The organism is Nevskia soli DSM 19509, from assembly GCF_000711955.1.
GTDB lineage: Bacteria > Pseudomonadota > Gammaproteobacteria > Nevskiales > Nevskiaceae > Nevskia > Nevskia soli.
Genome location: NZ_KL544000.1, coordinates 93,877 through 113,693, shown reverse-complemented (window position 1 = coordinate 113,693; position 19,817 = coordinate 93,877). Strand labels below are relative to the sequence as shown.

At 65.8% G+C, this 19,817-nt stretch carries 21 protein-coding genes; 6 read left to right on the top strand and 15 right to left on the bottom strand.

Annotated features, from left to right (window positions below; translation table 11 throughout):
• Positions 1-66 precede the first annotated feature (66 nt).
• Positions 67-1,416: an amidohydrolase gene (locus tag BP26_RS0126020; RefSeq protein WP_029923470.1), complete on the top strand. Its 1,350-nt coding sequence runs from the start codon at positions 67-69 to the stop codon at positions 1,414-1,416.
• Positions 1,417-1,444: 28 nt separating this feature from the next.
• Here BP26_RS0126020 and BP26_RS0126015 read toward each other — a convergent pair whose 3' ends face one another.
• The 3 genes from BP26_RS0126015 to BP26_RS0126005 all read right to left on the bottom strand — a co-directional run bounded on the left by BP26_RS0126015 (position 1,445) and on the right by BP26_RS0126005 (position 3,102).
• Positions 1,445-1,984 carry a hypothetical protein gene (locus BP26_RS0126015; RefSeq protein ID WP_029923469.1) on the bottom strand — a complete coding sequence of 180 codons (540 nt, stop codon included), beginning with the start codon at positions 1,982-1,984 and terminating at the stop codon, positions 1,445-1,447.
• A 234-nt stretch (positions 1,985-2,218) separates the two neighbouring features.
• The gene (locus tag BP26_RS0126010; protein ID WP_051749558.1) at positions 2,219-2,695 is read right to left on the bottom strand and encodes a DUF1851 domain-containing protein; all 477 of its coding nucleotides are present in this window, start codon (positions 2,693-2,695) and stop codon (positions 2,219-2,221) included.
• Positions 2,696-2,784: 89 nt separating this feature from the next.
• Positions 2,785-3,102 (bottom strand): DUF7684 family protein, encoded by a 318-nt coding sequence (locus BP26_RS0126005; protein ID WP_051749557.1) that lies wholly within the window; start codon positions 3,100-3,102, stop codon positions 2,785-2,787.
• A gap of 175 nt (positions 3,103-3,277) precedes the next feature.
• Between BP26_RS0126005 and BP26_RS0126000 the strand changes: the two genes are divergently transcribed.
• Positions 3,278-3,964 carry a hypothetical protein gene (locus tag BP26_RS0126000; RefSeq protein WP_157572788.1) on the top strand — a complete coding sequence of 229 codons (687 nt, stop codon included), beginning with the start codon at positions 3,278-3,280 and terminating at the stop codon, positions 3,962-3,964.
• Here BP26_RS0126000 and BP26_RS0125995 read toward each other — a convergent pair.
• Complete coding sequence (locus BP26_RS0125995; RefSeq protein ID WP_029923465.1) at positions 3,961-4,941, bottom strand: 2-hydroxyacid dehydrogenase; 981 nt, start codon at positions 4,939-4,941, stop codon at positions 3,961-3,963. The genes BP26_RS0126000 and BP26_RS0125995 overlap by 4 nt on opposite strands.
• Positions 4,942-5,034: 93 nt before the next feature.
• Between BP26_RS0125995 and BP26_RS0125990 the strand changes: the two genes are divergently transcribed.
• Positions 5,035-5,796: an SDR family oxidoreductase gene (locus BP26_RS0125990; RefSeq protein ID WP_029923464.1), complete on the top strand. Its 762-nt coding sequence runs from the start codon at positions 5,035-5,037 to the stop codon at positions 5,794-5,796.
• Here the strand turns inward: BP26_RS0125990 and BP26_RS0125985 are convergent.
• On the bottom strand, positions 5,748-6,818 hold the full coding sequence (locus tag BP26_RS0125985) for a bile acid:sodium symporter family protein (RefSeq protein WP_051749556.1): 1,071 nt from the start codon (positions 6,816-6,818) through the stop codon (positions 5,748-5,750). The genes BP26_RS0125990 and BP26_RS0125985 overlap by 49 nt on opposite strands.
• A 137-nt stretch (positions 6,819-6,955) precedes the next feature.
• Positions 6,956-7,477 carry a DUF2937 family protein gene (locus BP26_RS0125980; protein ID WP_029923462.1) on the bottom strand — a complete coding sequence of 174 codons (522 nt, stop codon included), beginning with the start codon at positions 7,475-7,477 and terminating at the stop codon, positions 6,956-6,958.
• A gap of 184 nt (positions 7,478-7,661) precedes the next feature.
• On the opposite strand from BP26_RS0125980, the gene BP26_RS0125975 reads away from it, so the two are divergent.
• Complete coding sequence (locus BP26_RS0125975; RefSeq protein ID WP_029923461.1) at positions 7,662-8,951, top strand: Nramp family divalent metal transporter; 1,290 nt, start codon at positions 7,662-7,664, stop codon at positions 8,949-8,951.
• A 387-nt stretch (positions 8,952-9,338) separates the two neighbouring features.
• Here BP26_RS0125975 and BP26_RS0125970 read toward each other — a convergent pair whose 3' ends face one another.
• Positions 9,339-9,830 (bottom strand): hypothetical protein, encoded by a 492-nt coding sequence (locus BP26_RS0125970; RefSeq protein WP_157572787.1) that lies wholly within the window; start codon positions 9,828-9,830, stop codon positions 9,339-9,341.
• A 202-nt stretch (positions 9,831-10,032) separates the two neighbouring features.
• The gene (locus BP26_RS0125965) at positions 10,033-10,377 is read right to left on the bottom strand and encodes a hypothetical protein (protein WP_029923459.1); all 345 of its coding nucleotides are present in this window, start codon (positions 10,375-10,377) and stop codon (positions 10,033-10,035) included.
• 206 nt (positions 10,378-10,583) lie between these two features.
• Between BP26_RS0125965 and BP26_RS0125960 the strand changes: the two genes are divergently transcribed.
• A complete protein-coding gene (locus BP26_RS0125960; RefSeq protein WP_029923458.1) occupies positions 10,584-12,173 on the top strand; it encodes a LysM peptidoglycan-binding domain-containing protein in 1,590 nt (529 codons plus the stop codon).
• A 28-nt stretch (positions 12,174-12,201) separates the two neighbouring features.
• Here the strand turns inward: BP26_RS0125960 and BP26_RS0125955 are convergent, their stop codons facing one another.
• From BP26_RS0125955 to BP26_RS27185, 3 genes are all read right to left on the bottom strand, one after another.
• Complete coding sequence (locus BP26_RS0125955; protein WP_211255061.1) at positions 12,202-13,404, bottom strand: alkaline phosphatase family protein; 1,203 nt, start codon at positions 13,402-13,404, stop codon at positions 12,202-12,204.
• A gap of 244 nt (positions 13,405-13,648) precedes the next feature.
• A complete protein-coding gene (locus BP26_RS0125950) occupies positions 13,649-14,371 on the bottom strand; it encodes a sterol desaturase family protein (protein ID WP_051749555.1) in 723 nt (240 codons plus the stop codon).
• 1 nt (position 14,372) lies between these two features.
• A complete protein-coding gene (locus BP26_RS27185; RefSeq protein WP_036518139.1) occupies positions 14,373-15,116 on the bottom strand; it encodes a FadR/GntR family transcriptional regulator in 744 nt (247 codons plus the stop codon).
• A gap of 678 nt (positions 15,117-15,794) precedes the next feature.
• Between BP26_RS27185 and BP26_RS30250 the strand changes: the two genes are divergently transcribed.
• On the top strand, positions 15,795-16,037 hold the full coding sequence (locus BP26_RS30250; RefSeq protein ID WP_169740789.1) for a hypothetical protein: 243 nt from the start codon (positions 15,795-15,797) through the stop codon (positions 16,035-16,037).
• Between the two features lie 419 nt (positions 16,038-16,456).
• Here BP26_RS30250 and BP26_RS0125935 read toward each other — a convergent pair whose 3' ends face one another.
• The 4 genes from BP26_RS0125935 to BP26_RS27180 all read right to left on the bottom strand — a co-directional run bounded on the left by BP26_RS0125935 (position 16,457) and on the right by BP26_RS27180 (position 19,700).
• Positions 16,457-17,344 carry an Fpg/Nei family DNA glycosylase gene (locus tag BP26_RS0125935; RefSeq protein ID WP_029923454.1) on the bottom strand — a complete coding sequence of 296 codons (888 nt, stop codon included), beginning with the start codon at positions 17,342-17,344 and terminating at the stop codon, positions 16,457-16,459.
• Between the two features lie 68 nt (positions 17,345-17,412).
• Entirely contained in the window at positions 17,413-18,048 is a 636-nt protein-coding gene (locus BP26_RS0125930; RefSeq protein WP_157572785.1) for a hypothetical protein, read from the bottom strand.
• A gap of 97 nt (positions 18,049-18,145) precedes the next feature.
• On the bottom strand, positions 18,146-18,970 hold the full coding sequence (locus tag BP26_RS0125925; RefSeq protein ID WP_029923452.1) for an alpha/beta fold hydrolase: 825 nt from the start codon (positions 18,968-18,970) through the stop codon (positions 18,146-18,148).
• Between the two features lie 58 nt (positions 18,971-19,028).
• Entirely contained in the window at positions 19,029-19,700 is a 672-nt protein-coding gene (locus tag BP26_RS27180) for a S24 family peptidase (protein ID WP_036518136.1), read from the bottom strand.
• Positions 19,701-19,817: the final 117 nt, after the last annotated feature.

Below are 19,817 nucleotides of genomic sequence, written 5' to 3'. Positions count from 1 at the left end.
GCGACGATGTTCGCGCGGCGGCGACCGCTTTCCCCGATGCCGCCCACTCCAGGAAGCGAATCGCCCATGAATCCGAAGCTCTCGAAGTCTCTCTCGTTGCTGGCCGCATGCGGCGGTGTGCTGTTGTCCGCCGCGGCGCAGGCGCAGACCAATGTCGCCGCCCTGCAGGCGAAGATCGATCAGCTGGCCGATACAGTAGAGCCGGAGGTCATCGCCAATCGCCGCTACCTGCACCAGCACCCGGAGCTCTCCAACCGCGAGTTCGAGACGGAGAAGTACCTGGTCAAGAAGCTCAAGGCGATGGGGTACGAAGTGCAGTCCGGCATCGCCCATACCGGGGTGGTGGCGGTTCTGCGTGGCGGCAAGCCGGGGCCGGTGGTGGCGTTGCGCTCGGACATGGATGCGCTGCCGGTGGCGGAGGAAGTGGACCTGCCGTTCAAGTCCACCGTACGCAGCACCTATGACGGCAAGGACGTCGGCGTGATGCATGCCTGCGGCCATGATGCGCACATGGGCATCCTGCTCGGCGTGGCGCACATCTTCGCGCAGATGAAGGATGAGCTGCCCGGTACGGTCAAGCTGATCTTCCAGCCGGCCGAGGAAGGCACGCCGAAGGGCGAGGAAGGCGGCGCCAAGCTGATGGTGAAGGAGGGCGTGCTGACCAGCGCGCCCCAGCCCGAAGCGATCTTCGGCCTGCACATCATGACCAAGTTCGAGACCGGCCAGCTGGCTTATCGCGCCGGCGGCACCATGGCCAGCGCCGACGATTTCACCGTGGTGGTGCACGGCAAGCAGACCCACGGCGCCATGCCCTGGAACGGCATCGATCCCGTCGTCATCGGTTCGCAGATCGTGCTCGGCCTGCAGACCATCACCAGCCGCCAGATGGATCTGACCAAGGCACCGGTGGTGGTGACCGTGGGCAAATTCGACAGCGGCGTGCGCAACAACATCATTCCCGACAGCGCCACGCTCAAGGGCACGCTGCGAGCTCTCGACGAGGGCATGCGGCAACAGCTGCACGACGACGTGCAGCGCACCGCCAGCAACATCGCCGCCGCTTCCGGAGCGACCGTCGATGTCGATATCGGCCAGGAAAGCGCCTATCCCGTCACCTATAACGATCCCAAGCTCACCGCCCGCATGCTGCCCACGCTCAGGCGCGTCGGCGGCGCCGGCCTGGTGGAGTCGCCGGTGATCATGGGTGCCGAGGATTTCTCCTTCTATCAGCAGCAGATTCCGGGATTGTTCGTCTTTGTCGGCGTACGCAAGCCGGGCGCCTCACTCGACGAATACGCGCCGAATCACTCGCCGCGCTTCAAGGTGGACGAGAGCGGGCTCAAGCTGGGCGTGCGCACCCTGGCCAACCTGACGGTCGACTATATGGCGGGGACCCCGGTAGTGATCGCGCAGTAGCCGCGAGGCTGCGAAATCCGGCCGCGGATTACAGCGGCAGCGGTTCCGCGGTTTCGGCGCAGTCCCCGGCGATCAGCAACGCCAGATGCGGCGGCATGCCGAGATTTTGCAAGGCAGCCACGGTCAGCGGCTGCGGTCTGCGTACGGTTTGCGCGCGCAGCAGCGCCGCTTCGATTTCGGCGGCGCAGGCGTGGATCACCGGGCGCAACGGCTGGTTTTCGCGCATGTATTGTTCGATGCGCTGCATATGGCGATGCGCCACGGCTGCCGGGTCGGTATCCGCCGGCAACCGCTCGACCCCGGTTCCGGGCGATGGAGCGAGGTCGTAGTTCGTGGTCACCAGATAGGTCTGGTTGTTGAATTCGGTGGTGAACTGCGCGGTGCATCCTGCCCCGCGCAGTACCCCTGTTTTAAGCAATTGGCGCCAACTATTGCGCAGGCCCGACTGCAGCGTGCCGATATCTGCCCATGTCGAACCGTCCGCGGAAAGCGCCCTGCCGGTCAATCCCGAGCCTTGGGTCACGCGTGTGCCTAGCGGCTGGAAGCCGCGGCTTTCCAGTTCCTGCATGGTGCTCTGTATCTTTCGTGGTATTGCTTGATCGTTCATCTGTTTCGCTGAAAGCCGCTTCTTCTACCGTTTGGCGGCCTCAGAGTGCCACTGATCGGCAAAGCTTCGCAAAAGGATGCATGAATCATTGGTCAGGTTCGGCCCGGGCCGGGGGTTTGGACCGATCCGCTTGCGGCGGGCGCGCATCGCCCGGCGGTATTGCCGCGTGCCGCAGCGGCGGCTATGGAAGTCCGCCTATTCGGCTTCGGGCGCTGCGTCCGGTGCTGTACGCGGCAGCGTTTCCCAGATCTGGGCATGCAGCTGGCCGAGCACGCTGTAGTGGGTGTAGAGGTCGACGATCTCGGTGTTGTCGACCTCGTAGGCTCCGCCAAGGGCCGGTGCCTGCCTGAAGCCGTAGCAGTGCCCGGCGGGCAGGATCATGCCGGCGGCGACGCAGTCGTCCACCAGCGGGATCATCAACCACTCGCCGGCGTTGTTGTCCTCGCGTAGCAGGGTATCGAAGTGTTCCTGGCTGTCGGCGATGCGCCGCAAGGTGCCGGCGCCGACATCGAGCATGCAGACGCTGCCGTCATCGGGAAGCACCAGGAACAGGTCGCCGTAGCGATTGACCAGCCAGAGGGTGAAATGGGGCGGGAGGATCCAGTTCCAGTCGGCCAGCAGCGCCGCCCAATCGCTCTCGCCACGTTCCAGCAGGTAATCGTTGACGTCCATCTCGGTAGCCGTTGTTTCTTGCCGGCAGTTTATCCCGCCGGAGTCGCAATCGACAGTCGCGCAGGCGCGATTCATTCTGTTACTGGCTCTTAGAACTCCACCACCTCCACCGCCCCGGCATATTTCCCGCTCAGGGCCTGCGCGAAGGACACCGCCTCCTCGATGGTGCCGTCGACATGGCTGGATGTAAGCATGGCGTAACTCTCCTCGTCGCTGTCGCCATCGATGCAGAGCTCGTCGATGATGTCCTCGATGATGTCGCAGTCCTTGCCGACCACGCCGACGAACAACACCCCGTCCCTTTTGAAATCGGCGACCAGGCTTTCGAGGCCGGGGCGGTAACCCCAGCGGGAACGCAACACGATTTTCTTGGCGTACGGCACGATCCGGTGCTCTTTGGATTCCATGGCCGCAGCATGAGCCTGAATTGCTGCATTTTTTTGATTGCCGGCGCAAAGGCGGCCGACGGCTGTGCGGGGATGCCCTCGCGGCCTATACTCGGTGCCGGAGCATTGCGCGTCCGGATTTGCCGTCCGCGTGCCATGCCAATCCATGAACGATCCGTGACAGGGCTGTTCTCCGATGGCGTTATTCGTTCCAAGATCGGTGCTGGAAGCCGCACAGGGCGGGGCTTCGACCAAGCGCTTCCGCGACTTCGTCATCGCCCAGTTCGAGGGTGAAGGCGCCATCGCCGTGCCCAACGCCATCTGGCTGCCGGCGGCGGCCTGGGCCGGTGCGCGCCAGCCTTCCGGCAATCGCATGCGCGACCGCGGCATGCTGCTGCAGCGGCTGGATGTGCTGGTCACGCGCCGCGGCACCACGGTCGTTTCCACCACTGGCGGCATGATCCCGCTGGCGCGCCTGCGCAACGCCATGAAGTCCGAGGGTGTGGATCTGAAGGAATGGAATTTCCCGCCGGACGAGGTGCTGGACAAGGCGCTCGATCCGACCGGAGGCAAGAAGGACAAGGCCGAGGAAAGCGTCACCGCGCCCGACGCCAGCACCTTTGCCCGCATCGACGCGCAGGCGGTATCGAGCAGCGCAGGCTTCGAAGTGCGGATCCTGGATCCTTACAAGATCCAGTACCGCGAGGGGCCGCTCACGGTGATCATCCACGGCATTCCGGGCATGGTCGGCGGTCGCCAGGGTTTCAAGGTCAAGCTCGATGCGCTGGCGTCCAGCGCCCCGCTCACCCCCGCCGAACGCGCCCGCCTGCTCGGCAATTTCCGCGCGGCGATGGAGTACCAGGACCTTTCCGTATTGTTTTAGGGCTGGCCGAGTACCTGCGGGTTGACCAGGTATTGCGGCCGCCGTCCGGCCAGTGCATCGATCAGGTTGTTGGCGGCGCACAGCTCCATGGCGTGGCGCGTCTCCCAGGTGGCGGAGCCGATGTGCGGCAGCGCCAGCACATTGGGCATGGCCAGCAGCGGCGACTCCTGCGGCAGTGGCTCCTGCTCGAATACATCCAGGCCCGCGCCGGCGATCCGCCGCTCTTGCAGCGCCGCGATCAACGCCTGCTCGTCGACGACGGCGCCGCGCGCGGCATTGACCAGGAACGCGGAAGGCTTCATCAGCGCCAGCTCGCGCGCGCCGATCAGATGCCGGGTCTGCGCCGAGAGCGGCGCCAGCACGCAGACGAAATCGGACTCGCGCAGCAGCGCGTCCAGTTCACGCCGCTGCGCGCCCAGTTCGCGTTCCGCTTCCGCTTTTGGCGAGCGGGCCGTGTACAGCACGCGCATGCCGAAGCCCCGAGCCGCACGGCGCGCGACCGCGCTGCCGATGCGGCCGAGGCCGACGATGCCCAGGGTCTTGCCGTGCACGTCCACCCCGTATTGTTCGGCGCCCACCGGGCGCTTCCACTGCCCGTTCCGCAGCCATTGTGAAAGCTCGGCGACGCGGCGCGCGGCGCCGAGAACCAGCATGAAGGCGGTATCCGCCGTGGTCTCGGTCAGCACGTCCGGCGTATTGCACAGCAGGATGCGGCGCGCGTTCAGCGCTTCGACATCGATGGCGTCGTAGCCGACCGAGACGGTGGCCACTGCTTGAAGTCGCGGCGCGCGGGCGATGAAGGCGGCGTCGATGCGGCCGTACATGCCGATCAGTCCCTGCGCCTGCTCCAGCGCCGCCAGGAAATCCGGCTGCGCCGCGCCGGCGAGGCCATCGAATGCGGCGACCTCGAAGTGTTCCTTGAGCAGGGCCAGTACGTCGGGCTGTAGCACCTTGTAGAGGAGGACGTGCTTTTTCATGGCGGATCACGCAAGGAAGATGTGCGCATTGTGGCGGCGCCTGCGGCCACGTGCTACATGTTGTGCCGAAACTTATCTGGACAGGACAAGGCAATGGATCTGAACGGCAAGCTGGTCGTCATTACCGGCGGCGGCAAGGGCATCGGGCGCGCCATCGCGGCGGCGTTCGCGGAGCGCGGCGCCGACCTGGCCCTGCTCGACCTGGACGAGGCCGACCTGATCCATAGCAAGGCCCTGTGCGAATCCAAGGGCGTGACGGCGCATACCTACCTGTGCAACGTCGCGCGGGAAGAGCAGGTGATTGCCGCGCTCGACGCGGTGGTGCGCGATGCCGGCCGGCTGGACGTGCTGGTCAACAATGCCGGCATCACCCGCGACGCGCTGTTGCTGAAGGTGAAGGACGGAAAGGTGGCGGGCAAGATGTCCCTGCAGCAGTGGCAGGCGGTGCTGGACGTCAATCTCACCGGCGTATTTCTCTGCGGACGCGAGGCGGCGGAGCGGATGGCGCTGCTCGGCCACGGCGGCCTGATCATCAACATCTCCAGCATCTCGCGCCACGGCAACGCCGGGCAGAGCAACTATTCCGCGGCGAAGGCCGGTGTGGCGGCGATGGCGGTGGTGTGGGCGCGCGAGCTGGCGCGCTACGCGATCCGCGCCGCCGCCATCGCCCCGGGCTTCGTGCGTACCGACATCCTCGGCGCGATGAAGGCGGAGGTGCTGGAGAAGATCCTGGCGCCGGTGCCCGCGGGACGCCTGGGCGAGGCGGACGAAATCGCGCGTGCGGCCTTGTTCATCGCCGAGAACGATTATTTCAACGGGCGCGTGCTGGAAGTCGACGGCGGACTGCGCCTGTAATCGTCTGTCGCGGGGGCGACGGAACCCGGCACGGCGTCAAGGCGAAGTTCCCGCCGCTCGGCGTACTTTCGCGCCAGTACGGCGCAGACCATCAGCTGCATCTGGTGGAACAGCATCAGCGGCAGCACGATCACGCCGACGGCGTGTCCGGCGAACAGCACCTTGGCCATCGGCACGCCGCTCGCCAGGCTTTTCTTGGAGCCGCAGAACACGGTGGTGATTTCGTCGGCGCGGTCGAAGCCCTGCAGCCGCGCGGCATAGCGGGTGGCGAGCAGGACCAGGGTCAGCAGGATGCCGTTCACCACCAGCAGGCCGCCCAGCGCGCGCGGCGGCACCTGGTGCCACAGGCCCTGCAATACCGCCGCGCTGAATGCGGCGTAGACCACCAGCAGGATCGAGCCCTGGTCGACGAAGCGGAGCATGCCATGGTTGCGATCGACCCAGGCGCCGATCCAGCTGCGCGCCACCTGGCCGGCGATGAAGGGCAGCAGCAGCTGCACCACGATCTTGCCGATGGCGTCCAGTGTATCGCTGCCGCCGGTGGCGGCGTGCGTGCCGATCAGGATGCCCGCCAGCAGGGGGGTCAGGAAAATGCCGATGAAGCTGGAGGCGGAGGCGCTGCAGATCGCCGCCGGGACGTTGCCGCGTGCGATCGAGGTGAAGGCGATGGCGGACTGCACCGTCGCCGGCAGGGCGCAGACGAACAGTACGCCCAGGTAGAGTTCCGGCGTCACCAGTGGCGACAGCAAGGGCTTGAGGGCGATGCCGAGCAGCGGGAACAGCGCAAAGGTGCTCGCCACCACGGTCAGGTGCAGGCGCCAGTGGCTGGCGCCGGCGACGATCGCCTGGCGCGACAGCTTGGCGCCGTGCAGGAAGAACAGCAGCGCCACCGCGAACACCGTGGCGTCGTCGAAGAATGCCGCCATCTCGCCGCGCGCCGGCAGCAACGTGGCCGCGGTGACCGTGGCCACCAGGGCCAGGGTGAAGCGGTCGACGCCGGGAATGGAAATGGAGCGCGTCATCGTTGCCGTGCTGCGGGGGTGTTCCCCGGCTGATCTACAACCTGTTTCATTGGAAATAAGGGCTGGTTGTGAAAACGGCGCGGCTTCGCCAGTCCGCGCGGCATTGACGGCGACGGGCGGGAATCGTTCCCTGATCGTCAGAAGCGCGCGCTTTTCCGGGAAGTTCCCAGGCCGGTGACAAGGCCGAACACCCCGGATACAAACTCCACCAGCAGCAGCGTGATGGCGACCAGGGCGAAGCCCGAGTAGATCGCGGCGCTGTCGAGCGGGATGGCGAAGGAATAGCTGGCGTAGGTTTCGCGCATCAGGTCGCGGTCGCCGTGCCGGGCCAGGTACAGCACCTTGCCGGGCAGGCTGGTCTGCAGGCCGGTCTGCTGGTCCTTGAAATGCAGGTAGCGCAGGTACATGGTCTCGATCGGCGCCGCTTCGTCGCGGAACACAATGTCGCTGCTGTCTTTGTGCTTGCGGATCAACGCTTCCATCGAGCCATTGAAATCGCGATCGGCGATATCGCGGTAGCCCTTGAGGTTGGTCTGCACTTCCTGAAGGTGCGCGTCGAGCCGCTTCTCGAACTGATCGACGAAGGTCGGAATCTGGATGCCGAGCAGCAGGGCGACACAGGCGATGAAAATCAGCAGGTAACGGTACAGAAAAGACATGGTCTTGAGCCGGGTCCTTCGACTTGGGAGCGCCCGGTACCGCCTGAGCACCAGTTTGGCCACGCCCCCTGCTTGTAGTTCCGTGAATGATAGCCAAAGCACATCCGCGGCATAGGGAAAATTGCCTTGCCTTATGGCCGTTACGCCCCTTTAATGAGAATAATTCTTGTTTGAGAGGTGCGTCATGAGTGCTGTCCTCGCCACTGAAACGCACGGGCTGCCGGCCGGGGCAGGCCCCACGACGGGTGCATCGCCGCTGCGTCGGCTGGTCGGTCCGGGCTTGCTGGTGGCGGTCGGCTACATGGATCCGGGCAACTGGGCCACCGACATCGCGGGCGGCTCATCCTATCGCTATGCCCTGATCAGCGTGGTGATCGCCGCCAGCCTGCTCGGCCTGCTGTTCCAGACCCTGGCTGCGCGCCTGGCGGTGGCCACCGGGGAGGACCTGGCGCAATTGACCGCGCGGCATCTGCCGGTGCCGGTGGCCAGGGCGGCCTGGCTGGCCGGTGAGCTGGCGATCGTCGCCACGGCGTTGGCCGAACTGGTCGGCGGCGCCATCGCCCTGCAACTGCTGTTCGGCCTGCCCTTCGGCGCCGGCCTGGCTTTCAGCGCGCTGGCCACGCTGGGTGTGATGGTGCTGTCCAAGGGCCATCCCGGCGTACACGAGAAGATCGTCAATGGGCTGCTGGCGGTGGTCGGTTTGAGCTTCGTCGCCCTGCTGCTGCAGTCACGGCCGGATTTCACCCAGGCTGCGGGGGATGTCGCGCGCAGCGGCGGCCTGCTGCACAACCGCGAGGCGCTGCTGCTGGCACTGGGTATCGTCGGCGCCACGGTGATGCCGCACAACCTGTACCTGCATTCGGGCCTGGTGGCCGAGCGCGCCCGTGGCATCGCGATGCCGCTACGCCGCCGGGCCATGCAATTGGCGACGCGCGACACCGCCGTGGCGCTGGGCTTTGCCATGCTGGTCAACGTCGCCATCCTGGCCGTGGCGGCGGCTTCGCTCGGTGGCCGCGGGCCGGCGGTGACCAGCCTCGCCGGCGCCCATGCAGCGCTGCGGCTGAGCCTGGGCGCCGCCGCTGCCTTGATCTTCGGCGCGGCCCTGTATGCGGCGGGGCAGAGTTCGGCCATTACCGGCGTGCTTGCCGGCCGTCTGCTCAGCCGCGGTTTTCGCGGGCGCGAAAGCTCCACCTGGGTGCGCGGCATCGCCACCCGGCTGGGCGCGGTGATCCTGGCCTGCCTGTTCGTCGGCGCCGGCGGCGTCGCCACCCCGGATTCCCTGCTGGTGTTCAGCCAGGTGATCCTCAGCCTGGCGCTGCCCTTCGCCCTGGTCCCGCTGGTGCTGCTGGCTTCGCGGCCCGCGCTGATGCGCGAATTCAGCCTGCCGCCGGCGGTGCGCCATGGTGCTGCCGCGCTGACGGCCGGTGTGGCGCTGCTGGATATGGGTTTGCTGCTGGTGCAGTTCGGCGGATAAGCGCTAAGAGCCTGTAACAGAATGAATCGCGCCTGCGACGGTGGTCATTTTTGCGCAGTGCAAGTCGGACAGAGTGCGGCATGGTGACTCCATGGTGCGCTCTGGCCGGCGCAGCAATGCGCAAAAATGGCCCCGTCCCGAAGGGTTGCGCCCAAAATCGCGCCGGGGCGGCCCCGACACGGTGCCCGAGCGTAACGAGGTGGGTGCGGGAGAGGCCGCTTTCGCCCGCTCCCGCACCCACGCTGACGCGGCACCGTGTCGCGGGCGATCGTTGTCAGCCCCAGCCATGGAATCACCATGGCTCAGCCCTCCGCCTTGCCTGACGCGATTTTGGACTGCAACGCAGGTGCGATTCATTCTGTTACAGGCTCTAAGGCGTCGCCGGGTTTACTTGACGTCTGCGGCCGGGGAACCGGCCGTGATCCCGCGTGGATCGAGGCTGTTGCCGCTGAGGTGTTGCCGCAGCGTCCATTGCACCCATTCGCTATTGCCGCTGAGCAGATCGCGCTGGTAGCTGCGCAGCACCTTCGGCGCCTTCATCAGATTGAGGCCCAGCAGGTTGGCCGAACTGAGGCCGCCGTCGCCGAGGTCGACCTGCACCAGGGGCGCGGCGTCGCAGGCAGAAGAGGAGGCCATGGCGCCGCTGATGCGCAGGTCGCCGGCGGTCATCAGGCATTGCGATTCGGCGCTGCGGCTTTGCTGCAGGAATTGTGGGCCGGAGCCGAAGCTGGCCAGCAGGTGCGGCGTCCAGCTCTGCTCGGCGCTGCCGCCAAAGCCGGCGCGCAGGGTCAGTCCGGCGCGGAATTCCTCCTGCGCCTGGACTTGCGCCGCGCAGCAGGCGCAGAGCGAAAACAATGTGGCCGCGGCCAATTTATGCATGAAAACAACCTGAAAACGCCGTGACAGCGTATACGGAGCGAGAGCAGACCGGGGAAACAACGCAAGTGGTATGCCACAAATGAGGCGTGGTTCAGCCGGTGGGGCCGTCGAAAGGCGGCTCTCTCCGGAAGGCCGGCGCCATTTTTCGCCGGAGGCGCCATCGGGACGGGTCAAATGTAAAAAAAGCCCCGCAAGGCGGGGCTCAAAATGCCACTTGGGGGAAGTGTGTTGACAGGCCCTGGCTAGATGGGGAGGACGTTGCGCTGCGCCAGCGTCCGCACCGCTGCCGGTCGAGCAGGTTGGTGGAGCCGCCGCGCACACCCGGCGGCTCGAAGCCGGAACGCCAGGCGATCATGTCGAGGATCGAGTTCGGGTCGAACGGCAGCGACTCGACATGGCCGCGCCGGGCGCGCGGACCGATGATGCAGCAGTGCACGCGGATGCCGAGGCGGCCATCCTTTTTGGTGGCGGTGAACTCGGCGTCGCGGAGTTGGAAGTCGCAGTCCCCGAGTGTGAAGTCATTGATTTTCTCATCCCTGAGTGTCAACCGTGCAAGGCTAGGGTGTGCACTTGTCAGGAATATGAAAGGCGCTGCTGCCGCTGCTCGATACGCTTGCCTGTAGCGCCGGCCTGGCCCCGGTTGCAGGCACTCACCTCATTTTTACTATGGAGGCGTCACCGGTTATCGGCGATGATGCGTCCTTCGGACGGTTGCCAGGGAAAGACGCCGTCGTTTTCTGATCGACTGTCGCCATGCGCTTTTCCAGACTGTTTCTTGGGTTCGTGTTCGCTGCCTGCGGCGGGGCCGCGCAGGCCCTGTCGATCGACGGCGAGTTGCAGCTGCATGCCGCGGTCGGGCAGCCCCTGTCGGTGTCGGTGCCGATCACGCTGGCGGGCGACGAGGTCTCCCGCATCTACTACCGCCTGACCCCGGCTTCCGGCTTGGCCGAAGCGGAAGAGCGGGCCGCCGCCCAGGTGCATGCCGCCTACGATCCCGCCGTTCCGGCCATCGTGCTGAGCACGTCGACCCGGGTGACGGTACCGGCGATGCGCTTGCATCTCGAAGTCGGCGCTGGGGCGGTGGTGGTCAGCCGCGACCTGACGGTGCTGTTCGACATCCCGGATCTGAACAAGTCCTCGCCGCTGGAATCTCCGGCGCCGGTGGTCGGGCAGGTTGTGATGCGGACGGACAATGCCGCGCGGCCCGCGGCGGCTCCTGCGCCGACGCCTGCCGCGGTGCCCGACGGTGCGCATGCGATTTCCATCGGCAAGGAAGAGGATCAGAAGACGGCCATCGCCTACGGCGATGCCGCGGCCGGCGGTGCGGCGGTGAACGGTGCCGCCGCCACCGCCGCCGCACCGGCTGCGCCGCAGATGGTGATCGCGCCGCGCCCGAAATATTTCAACAGCTATCAGGTGAAGAAGGGCGATACGCTGGCCAGCATCGCCACGCACTTCGCCAGGGCCGGCGCGGGCAATGCCGACGCGGTGATGCTGGCGGTATTCGAGGCCAACATCGACGATTTTCCCGCCGGCAATCCGCAGCACCCCATCGTCGGCCGGCAACTGGACATTCCGGATGCGGCATCGATCGGCAGCGAGCCGGGCTATCGCATCGCCGAGTTCAGGGATTATCTGCGCAAGCCGGTGGGGGAGTGGCAGGTTCCGGTGACGCTGCTGCGCAAGGCTGCCGAGCCGGTGCAGGAGACTCCGAGGGAAACCCCGGCCTGGCAGCAGCCGCGCAACCTGATCGGCGCCGCGGCGCTGCTGCTGGTGCTATGGGGTTTGCGCGCGCTGTTCGCCGGCGGCAAGCACAAGCGCACTATGGCGGCGCGGCGTGCCGTGTCCACCGGGGGCGCGCCGGCCATGCTCCCCAACCTGTTGCAGGCCGCTCCGGTTGCGGCAACGCCACGCGAACCGGTGAAACTGCTGGGGCCGCCCCCGCCGGAAACCGAGCAGGCGGAAATCTCGCGCCTGCGCGAATTGCTGGCGCAGCAGCCGGGACGCGCCGACATCCGCCTGCGGCTGGCGCAGCGCCTGTTCGAGGCGCGCCGCGCCGCGGGGTTCGCCGAGGTGGCCTTGCCGCTCGAAGCCGTGCTCAGTCCGGAAGCCTGGGAGCGGGTGCGCGCCATGGGGCATGAACTGCTGCCCTCCGATTTCCGTTTTCAGCCGCAAGCGGGAATCGCTCCGGCGCCGGAACTGCTGTCGTTGCTGGACCAGAACGCGGCGGCTCGGCAGGCGGCGGCTGCGCCGGCCGCCGAAGGCGGCACCATCGATTTCGACTTTCACGGCGAGATGGCGCGCGTCGATAAGGCGCGCAGCGACGTATTCGGCGGCAGCTGAGCGCGGTCGACGCGGGACGGCTGGCTGCTCAGGGATTGCCGGAGGGCTCCGGCAATTGCGTGTACACGTCACTGCCGAATCCCGCGGGCGTCTTCGCCGCGTATCCCAGGTAGGGCAGGCCGAAAATATCCTCGACGCTGCGCAGCAGCGAATAGTGGTTGTATGGCTTGGTGCTGATCGTGCCCGGTTTGATGAAGGGCGACAGCAACACCGCGCCGATGCGGCCGCCGCCGCGACCGCTGAGCCCGGGAAACTGCGCATTCGGTCCTGGCGTTTCACCGCAGCAGGCCGAGGCGTCGGTTTGCGGGCCGTTGGACTCATCGAAGGTGACGATCAGCAGGCCATCCTGTTTGAACGCCGCCGAGTCGAGGATCAGCGGCACCCACTGCCGCAGGAAGGCGTCGGCCGAAACCAGGCCGCCGGGTTCGCCGTCGACGCAGGGTGAGTCGTGGCCGTCGTGGCACAGGCTCGGGGTGATGAAGGCGAAATTCGGTGTGGCGGCGGCGTTGGCCAGATCGGCGCTCAGCTGCTTCAGGTTTACCACGTGCCGGTTGCAGCGCGAGGGATCGTCGATGACGCGATGGAAGTAGACGAAGGGGTTGTGCTTGGTGGCGTACTGGTCGCCTGGCTCCGCCTTTCGCGCCGGATCCCGCGCACCGATCCTGGGGCGACCGCAGCTGGCGGCCTCGCGCTGCGGGTTGTTGCCCATGTCTTCCATGTAGCCACGCCAGCTCAGGCCGGCTTGCTCCAGTTGGTCCGGCAGGCTGGGCACGTCGGCGGCATAGACGCAGCCGCGGCCGACCGCTTGCCCGTTGGCATCGGCTGGGGCGGTGGCCTTGAACTCGACGTAGTCGTGGCAATCCGACTGGGTGTCCGGATTCGGTCCCTGCCCGCTGATCATGGCGATGTAGTTGCCCTGGCTGAAGTGGGCGGTACCGTAGTAGTTGGAGAGCAGCGCGCCGCGCGCCGGCAGCGCTTTCGCCATATAGGCCGCGGGAGATGTCGCGCCGAAGGAATTTTCATAGTCCTCGTTTTCCAGCACCAGCAGGAAGACGTGGCCGATGCGCGGTGGCTTCGCCGCGATTGGCGCAGCGGACGATGTCGCCACGACAACGCCCGCCTCGACGGAACGGGCGCCGCTGCCGCAGGCGGCAAGCAGGCCGAGCAGTACGCAGTTGCCGATGAGGGTCAGGTGGCGGCGGATGTTCTGCGGGGATGTGTACTTGTTCAAGGCATGCGCAACAAGGTCAACGGGATGGGGCAGTGTAGGGCTTGATGGCAAGGCCGGGCCAATGACCGCCGTCGCAGGCGCGATTCATTCTGTTACAGGCTCCAGGTTTCCACTCGCGCTGCTGGGTGTGCGCCTGGTGATCCAGGTGCTGCTGATCATGGTGGTGTGGTGGAGTACGCGGGTGCCGCGCGATCCGGCGATGGCCGCGGTGCGCCAGGCCTGGGCAAGACGCAGTCTGCCGGCGCTACTTGCGCAGACCCAGTGTGCTGGTGGTGCCCGAGCGGCCGATGTCTTCCACGGCGGGAGCGGTACCGAAGAAACGGTCGCCGCTGCCCATCGATACGCCCCACCAGTAGTTTTCGTTGCGGAAGTGATGGTAGCGGTGCTCGCGCACCCGCCGCTGGTAGTGGGCGATGTCCGGGCACCAGGGAATGTGCGCGAGGTAGTGCACCCATTCGTAATGCAGGCCGAGGAGCAGGTAAGTCACTTCACCGGTGAGCACCAGTTCCTTCCATGGCCACAGGGCCCATAGCAGCAATGCCACCGCGGGCAGGGTGAGCACGTGGACATGGCGCGGGATGAATACCCACTTCAGGTTCCAGGGATCCGCATGGTGACGGCGATGCGTCACCGGCAGGTAGAAGTCGAGGGTGCGGCCGAACAGCCGCCGTGGCCGGTAGTGCAGCAGGTAGACGTGGATCAGCCACTCGTTGAAGGGGAAGTAGGCCAGCACGGCCAGCGCCACCAGCGCGTCTTTCCATCCTGACGGGGCCATCGCACCGCGCCATGCGCCGAAGCCGAGCGCGAAGGCGGCGATCAGCAGTGGGCTGGGATGGGCCCAGAACAGCCTGAGCGCGCTGCGCCGGTCGCGCGGCAGGGTTTCCGGTGGACGCATCGGATTGCGCCGGGCGGTTTCCTCCGCGCCGATCATGATCCGGTCGTCGCTGCGGTTGGCTGCCTGGTTCATTTCATCCTCCTTCGTTGCCGCTTGCCTCAAGCGTGCGTTCCAGCGCACGCCGGCCGATCTCCACGTGGCGGCGGCCGGCCGTGCGTGCGGCCTCGACATCTCCGGCCGCCACCGCTCGTGCGATGCGGCCCAGGCCGGCGAGGTCGCGGAATTCCGCTTCCATGACCCGGGTCAGCAGCCCCCAAACCTGGCGATAGGTTCTCTGCATCGAGTTGAACGCCAGGCGGAAGGCGATGTTGTCGCTCGCGGCCACCAGGGCCTTCCAGAATTCGAAGCAGTGGTTTTGCAGCGCGCCGATGTCGCTGCCCGCTGCGCGCATCTGCTTCAGCAGTGCCTGCAGTTCCTCGGCCAGCCTGGCGCCGCCGTGTTCCGCGGCGGCGGCGGCGATGTCCGGTGCCAGCGCCGAGCGCATCGCCATGATCGAGCGCACTGCAGTGTTGTTGACGCGGCCGCGCTTGTCGAGCAGCAGGCTCGGCAGCAGTTCCAGGCCGGCCTCATCCAGATAATCCAGCACGACATGGTTGCCGCCCTGGCGCACCGCGACCAGTTGCGACTGCTGCAGGCGCTTGATGGCCTCGCGTACGGCGCCGCGATTGACGCCGAGGGCTTCCGACAACTCGCGCTCCGAAGGCAGGGCGGCGCCGGCCGTGAGTTCACGCCGGACGATGCGATCCTTGAGCTGGAGATATACGGACTCCGAGAGTGATTGCCGGGAGACCGGCCGGAACGGACTGGTAGTGAACATATGATCATCTTATCATACCAGTTAAGACGCAATGGCGGCGGGCGCCGGACGGGCAGGCCAGCCGGCATACGCCTGGTCGCTATTGCGATACGAGGCCGATCAGTACGATACATTCCAGAATCGCGCACGCGATCTCGCTCGAAGAGCAAAACCGGTGCAAAAATGAGCAATTGATGCAGCGCAAAATCGCCGGATGCCCTGCGTGCGGGCATGCTGCATTGCGATTTGTTATGACATTGAAGTCTTTTGTTGCGACCGCTCTTAAACGGTGCAAGTGCGAGCGCGATTGCATCCGCGCAACTACCTGGTACTTTCGATTGAAACAAGGCCAAAGGCACTTCACAAGCAGTACTGCAATCGACTAAAGTCAACCGATGATCAGGGACGATCTGCGCCGCAACGGGCGCGCAAGCAAAACAAAAAAGGGAATCACGCAAACCTCCACCAAGTAGATTCTGGCAACCGACGGCAGGGCGACATTCGCGCATCAGCTTGTAGACGCCGAATATCGTTGCGCTTACGCCGTCCGTCTGCCTCGATTCCTGGTATCCGCCCGGCGGCATTCGGTAGCGTATGGGCGGTAAGGTGGAGAAACCGGGTCTGTTGTGAAATGGGGCATCGAGAAAAAAGACGTCGGACTTTTCCGCCGTCCATTCTGGGATACCTGGGAGGTAGCCTGTGAAAATTGTAAAGCCCGTCCGGAGACTCCGCTGCGGGGATGCGCTGGCGCGAGAGGATTACGCTGAGCTGAGCCTGATCTGGCCCGATACCGTGAACCAGAATTTCACCGCGGACCTCGTCGACGTTGTCCGCACCCTGGCTTATCTGACGATTTCGGTGCCCTTGTACCTGCTGGCCAGCATCGCTCTGGCTGTTGCGCTGTACATTCGCTGCGCCGGCCTGTTGCTGCTGGCCGACTGACCGGCGGCATCGCTGCGACGGTGACCGCGATCCGGTGCCCTCGCCAGTTGCGATGCCTGAATGGGGGGTCCCAAACGACTTCCGCTCGAACATTGTAAAAATTCCGCATCTGCGCAATGTTCGGTTGGTAGATACCGCGCCGCATCCGGCATCTTTCCTCTGCGTGACCGCTTCAGGCCCAACCTGGTGCACGCAACGCTATCCACAGCCCCTGTCGATAACTTTTGTACAACTGCCGCCGGCCGATGCTGGAACGCCCGCGGTTGCGCGCTTTTTACCGGTTGTGACGAAATTCTGACCAGACCATGAAGGCTGTGGATGAAGCGCTTTTCGCTGCACTGCAAAAATGCCCGTCGATCACTGGCGGTGCGTTGTAATAAATTTCTGGAGCACGCTCTCCGCGGCTTGAGCCCGCAGCTTCAGCGTTCGAGTTCGTCGATGGTCTTGGGCCAGTTGCTCTTCAGCAGCCGCGACAGTGCGCGGTCCGCCAGCAGACGGCCCTCGGTCTGGCAGCGGGCGCAGTAGTTGGCTTCATTGTCGGCGTAGACGATGCGTTGCACCGGCGCGCCGCATACCGGGCAGGGCTGCTTGTAGCGGCCATGCACCGCCATCTCCGGGCGGAACGCGGTGACTTTCTCCGGCCAGCCGGTGCCGGCTTCGCGGCGCAGACGCTCGGTCCATTCCGCAAGCACGTTGCGTGTTGCATCGAACAATCTCCGCTGTTCGGCGCCGCTGAGCGCGCGCGTCTGCTTGAAGGGAGAGAGTCGTGCGCGATGCAGGATCTCGTCGGAGTAGGCATTGCCGATGGCGCTGAGCACCCGGGGATCGGTCAGGGCGCGCTTGAGCGTGTGATTCTCGCGCGTCAGTGCGGCGACGAAGGCGTCGAGGCTTGCCTGCGCCACTTCCAGGCCGCCGCGGTCGAAGTCTTTCAGGCGGTCCCGGCCGCTCAGCAGGTGCAGCGCCGCACGGCGCTTCTTGCCATGTTCCACCAGCAGCAGCGTGCCGTGTTCGAAATCGAGTGCGGCCAGGCCGGTGCCCTTCGGTAGAGGCGCATCCGGTTTCTTCCAATGCAGCCGGCCCAGGATCATCAGGTGGATCACCGCGAAGTATTCGCCCTCGAATTCGAATACCAGCCGCTTGCCGAGACGCGAGGTGCCCTTCAATTTGCGCATCGCGAATGCCGCGGGGGGCGGTTCCACCGTGCGCAGCACGAAGGGATTGCCGATGCGCAGACGCAGCAGCGGCGCATCCAGGGCAATGGCCTCGATGCGCTCTAGGTAGACCGTCAGGTCCGGCAGTTCGGGCATGGTTGAGCCGAGTCGGTGACCGCCGCAGTGTAGCCCGGACCCGGCCGGGAAAGCCGTATGGCGATATGTCAGCCCATGCCATTGGCGCGTCGGGTGCGCTCGATGTCGAACCGCCAGGGCTGGCCATAACCCGGAGCGCTGTAGACCAGGAATTGCGGAAAGCGCGGATCGGCGTGCTCCCGGCTGGTGACGAGCACGTTGCGTTCGAGATCGACGTGGCCGAAAGCATAGGGAACATCCGGCAGGTTCAGGCCGAGACTGCCTGTGGCATCGATGTCCCGCCGCCGCAGGTACTCACGCAGGAAAAAAGGGGCGGCGCCGAAGGGCTGCGTCGTCACCCGGTACCAGTAGGGACCTTGCCGCATTGGCCAGCGCTGGAATACATAGCACCCGAAGACGATCACGCAGCGTTCGCCGCTGCGCAGCAGTTGCGGGCGGACCATGGCGGCCGACGCTTCGCACGCAGCGATTTCTCCCATGACCTCGCATGGTGCCGTCGCGTTGTGCTGGAAATACAGCCGATGCCGTGACTCAGGTCGGCCGTGCGTGTATTCGCGCCAGGTTTCGTCGATCAGCCATTCGCCGCCGGGGAAGCGCAGACAGACGCTGGTGCGCCGCACCGGCTCGTGGATCGGCGTGGCGGTGGCCGCTGCGGGCAGCGTTGGCCGCGTGGTGAGGGACTGCGAAGCTGGAGAGGATGACATGGCGCATTCGATGCGGCGGGCGGAATCGGCCCTGGATCGATGCTAGTGAGTGCGCGTGCCGTCCCGGTGCGGGATTTGTGCAAAAGATGTGGAATCGTCAGCGACCGCCCAGGAAAGATTCCAGTGCCTGGTTGAAGGCCGGCGCATTCCACAGGTTCATCGCATGCGAAGCACCGGCGATGGTGGCGCGCTGTGCTGCGGGGAGGAGCGCGGCGAGCGCATCCAGCACGGCGGGATAGGGCGCGGGACTTTGCGCGCCGCCGATCAGCAGCAGGGGCAGACGCAGGGCGGCTGCATTGGCGGCGGTGATGATTTCGTAGGTCTCCGCCACCTGCCCGAACAGGGTGTTGGCATTGTCCTGCATCATGCGCTTGAGCCAGGGCACCATGCGCGCCCAGGTGCCGCCGCCGCTGACCGTGTCGATGAACAGCTCGAGCGCGCCATCCGCATTTCCCGCCTGGAGCAGTTCCAGCGCGCGCCGCCGGAAGCCGTTGCGGTCCAGGTCCGCCGCTTGCTTGCCCGATACCATGCCGACGCCCAGGCCGGGTTCGGCAAGGACCAGGGAGCGCAGCAGTTCCGGGTGTTGCCGCGCCAGCAGCCAGCTCACGGTGCCGCCGCGCGAGTGCCCGACCAGATCCATCGGGCCCAGCCCGAGGCCGTCGATGAAGGCGGCGAGATCATCGGCATGTTGCTGTGGCGAAAAGCCGGTGCCGCTGCCGTCCCAGTTTTCGGGCCAGTAATGGCGCAGGCTGACCGCGATGACGCGGCGCTGCGCCGCCAGGGGCTCCATCTGTGGTCGCCAGAAGCGGTGGTCGCAGAGGCTGCCGTGCACCAGCAGCAGGGGCTTGCCGCTGCCGGCTTCGACGTAGGACAGGTCGTAGCCGTTGACGCGGAGAGATGTGGGAGCGGAGGTGGTCGGCACGGGATTGCAGGCAATGAAGGAGAGCGGTGGATGTTGTGGGGGGGCAGACGGTGATTTCCTATCCGCCTCTCCACACCACCCGGCCGATCACCTTGAGGTGTTCCAGCTGGTCGGCGGTGATGAGTTCCATCGCATACTGCGGCGCGGAATTGTCGCTGTGCATTTCCACGCTGCCGTCGATTCTTTGCACCAGGCGTTTGACGCGCAATTCGTCGCCGATGGTGAGGGCGTAGACTTCGCCGTTCCTGATGGCCTGGTCGGCGATGTGCACCAGTACCACGTCGCCGCTGCGCAGGAAGGGCGACATCGAGTCTCCCTCCACGCTGACGATGCGGCAGTCCTTCGCCGCCAGTCCCTTGCGCGCCAGCCAGTCGCGGCGGAAGGCGTGGGAGTGGCCGATTTCCTCGTGGTCCCAGCTGACCCGCCCGCCGCCGGCGGAAAGCTGGGGGCCGTGGACGCGGGTGACGAAGGTGTAGCTGGCGGCGGGTTCATCCGCTGTGATTCCGGCGGTCACGGCCTGGCGTTCGCCCTTGCCGGAGTTGAGCCACCGGGGATTGAGGTTGAGCAGTTCGGCGAGTTGCAGCAGATTGTCGTCGCGGAGGGACTCGATCTGCCCCGATTCCCACATGGTGACGGTGGCGCGCGTGACGCCGACGCGGCGCGCCAGTTCGGCCTTGCTGATATCGAGTTGCTTGCGCGCGTCGATGATGCGGCCGGCAAGGGTATTCATGGAGCGACACTATACGTCTGTTAATTGTGCTTAACAATATCGAAGCAACAATTGCAGCCCCATGGTTGAATCCGGAATGCGGGTGCGCCGCATCCAACAACCGACATCGAAGCGGCG

Excerpts from the sequence above, each read along its gene's own strand:
- BP26_RS0126020 (WP_029923470.1), top strand. The coding sequence starts at position 67 with ATGAATCCGAAGCTCTCGAAGTCTCTCTCGTTGCTGGCCGCATGCGGC.
- BP26_RS0126015 (WP_029923469.1), bottom strand. The coding sequence starts at position 1,984 with ATGCAGGAACTGGAAAGCCGCGGCTTCCAGCCGCTAGGCACACGCGTG.
- BP26_RS0126010 (WP_051749558.1), bottom strand. The coding sequence starts at position 2,695 with ATGGACGTCAACGATTACCTGCTGGAACGTGGCGAGAGCGATTGGGCG.
- BP26_RS0126005 (WP_051749557.1), bottom strand. The coding sequence starts at position 3,102 with ATGGAATCCAAAGAGCACCGGATCGTGCCGTACGCCAAGAAAATCGTG.
- BP26_RS0126000 (WP_157572788.1), top strand. The coding sequence starts at position 3,278 with ATGGCGTTATTCGTTCCAAGATCGGTGCTGGAAGCCGCACAGGGCGGG.
- BP26_RS0125995 (WP_029923465.1), bottom strand. The coding sequence starts at position 4,941 with ATGAAAAAGCACGTCCTCCTCTACAAGGTGCTACAGCCCGACGTACTG.
- BP26_RS0125990 (WP_029923464.1), top strand. The coding sequence starts at position 5,035 with ATGGATCTGAACGGCAAGCTGGTCGTCATTACCGGCGGCGGCAAGGGC.
- BP26_RS0125985 (WP_051749556.1), bottom strand. The coding sequence starts at position 6,818 with ATGACGCGCTCCATTTCCATTCCCGGCGTCGACCGCTTCACCCTGGCC.
- BP26_RS0125980 (WP_029923462.1), bottom strand. The coding sequence starts at position 7,477 with ATGTCTTTTCTGTACCGTTACCTGCTGATTTTCATCGCCTGTGTCGCC.
- BP26_RS0125975 (WP_029923461.1), top strand. The coding sequence starts at position 7,662 with ATGAGTGCTGTCCTCGCCACTGAAACGCACGGGCTGCCGGCCGGGGCA.
- BP26_RS0125970 (WP_157572787.1), bottom strand. The coding sequence starts at position 9,830 with ATGCATAAATTGGCCGCGGCCACATTGTTTTCGCTCTGCGCCTGCTGC.
- BP26_RS0125960 (WP_029923458.1), top strand. The coding sequence starts at position 10,584 with ATGCGCTTTTCCAGACTGTTTCTTGGGTTCGTGTTCGCTGCCTGCGGC.
- BP26_RS0125950 (WP_051749555.1), bottom strand. The coding sequence starts at position 14,371 with ATGAACCAGGCAGCCAACCGCAGCGACGACCGGATCATGATCGGCGCG.
- BP26_RS27185 (WP_036518139.1), bottom strand. The coding sequence starts at position 15,116 with ATGTTCACTACCAGTCCGTTCCGGCCGGTCTCCCGGCAATCACTCTCG.
- BP26_RS0125935 (WP_029923454.1), bottom strand. The coding sequence starts at position 17,344 with ATGCCCGAACTGCCGGACCTGACGGTCTACCTAGAGCGCATCGAGGCC.
- BP26_RS0125930 (WP_157572785.1), bottom strand. The coding sequence starts at position 18,048 with ATGTCATCCTCTCCAGCTTCGCAGTCCCTCACCACGCGGCCAACGCTG.
- BP26_RS27180 (WP_036518136.1), bottom strand. The coding sequence starts at position 19,700 with ATGAATACCCTTGCCGGCCGCATCATCGACGCGCGCAAGCAACTCGAT.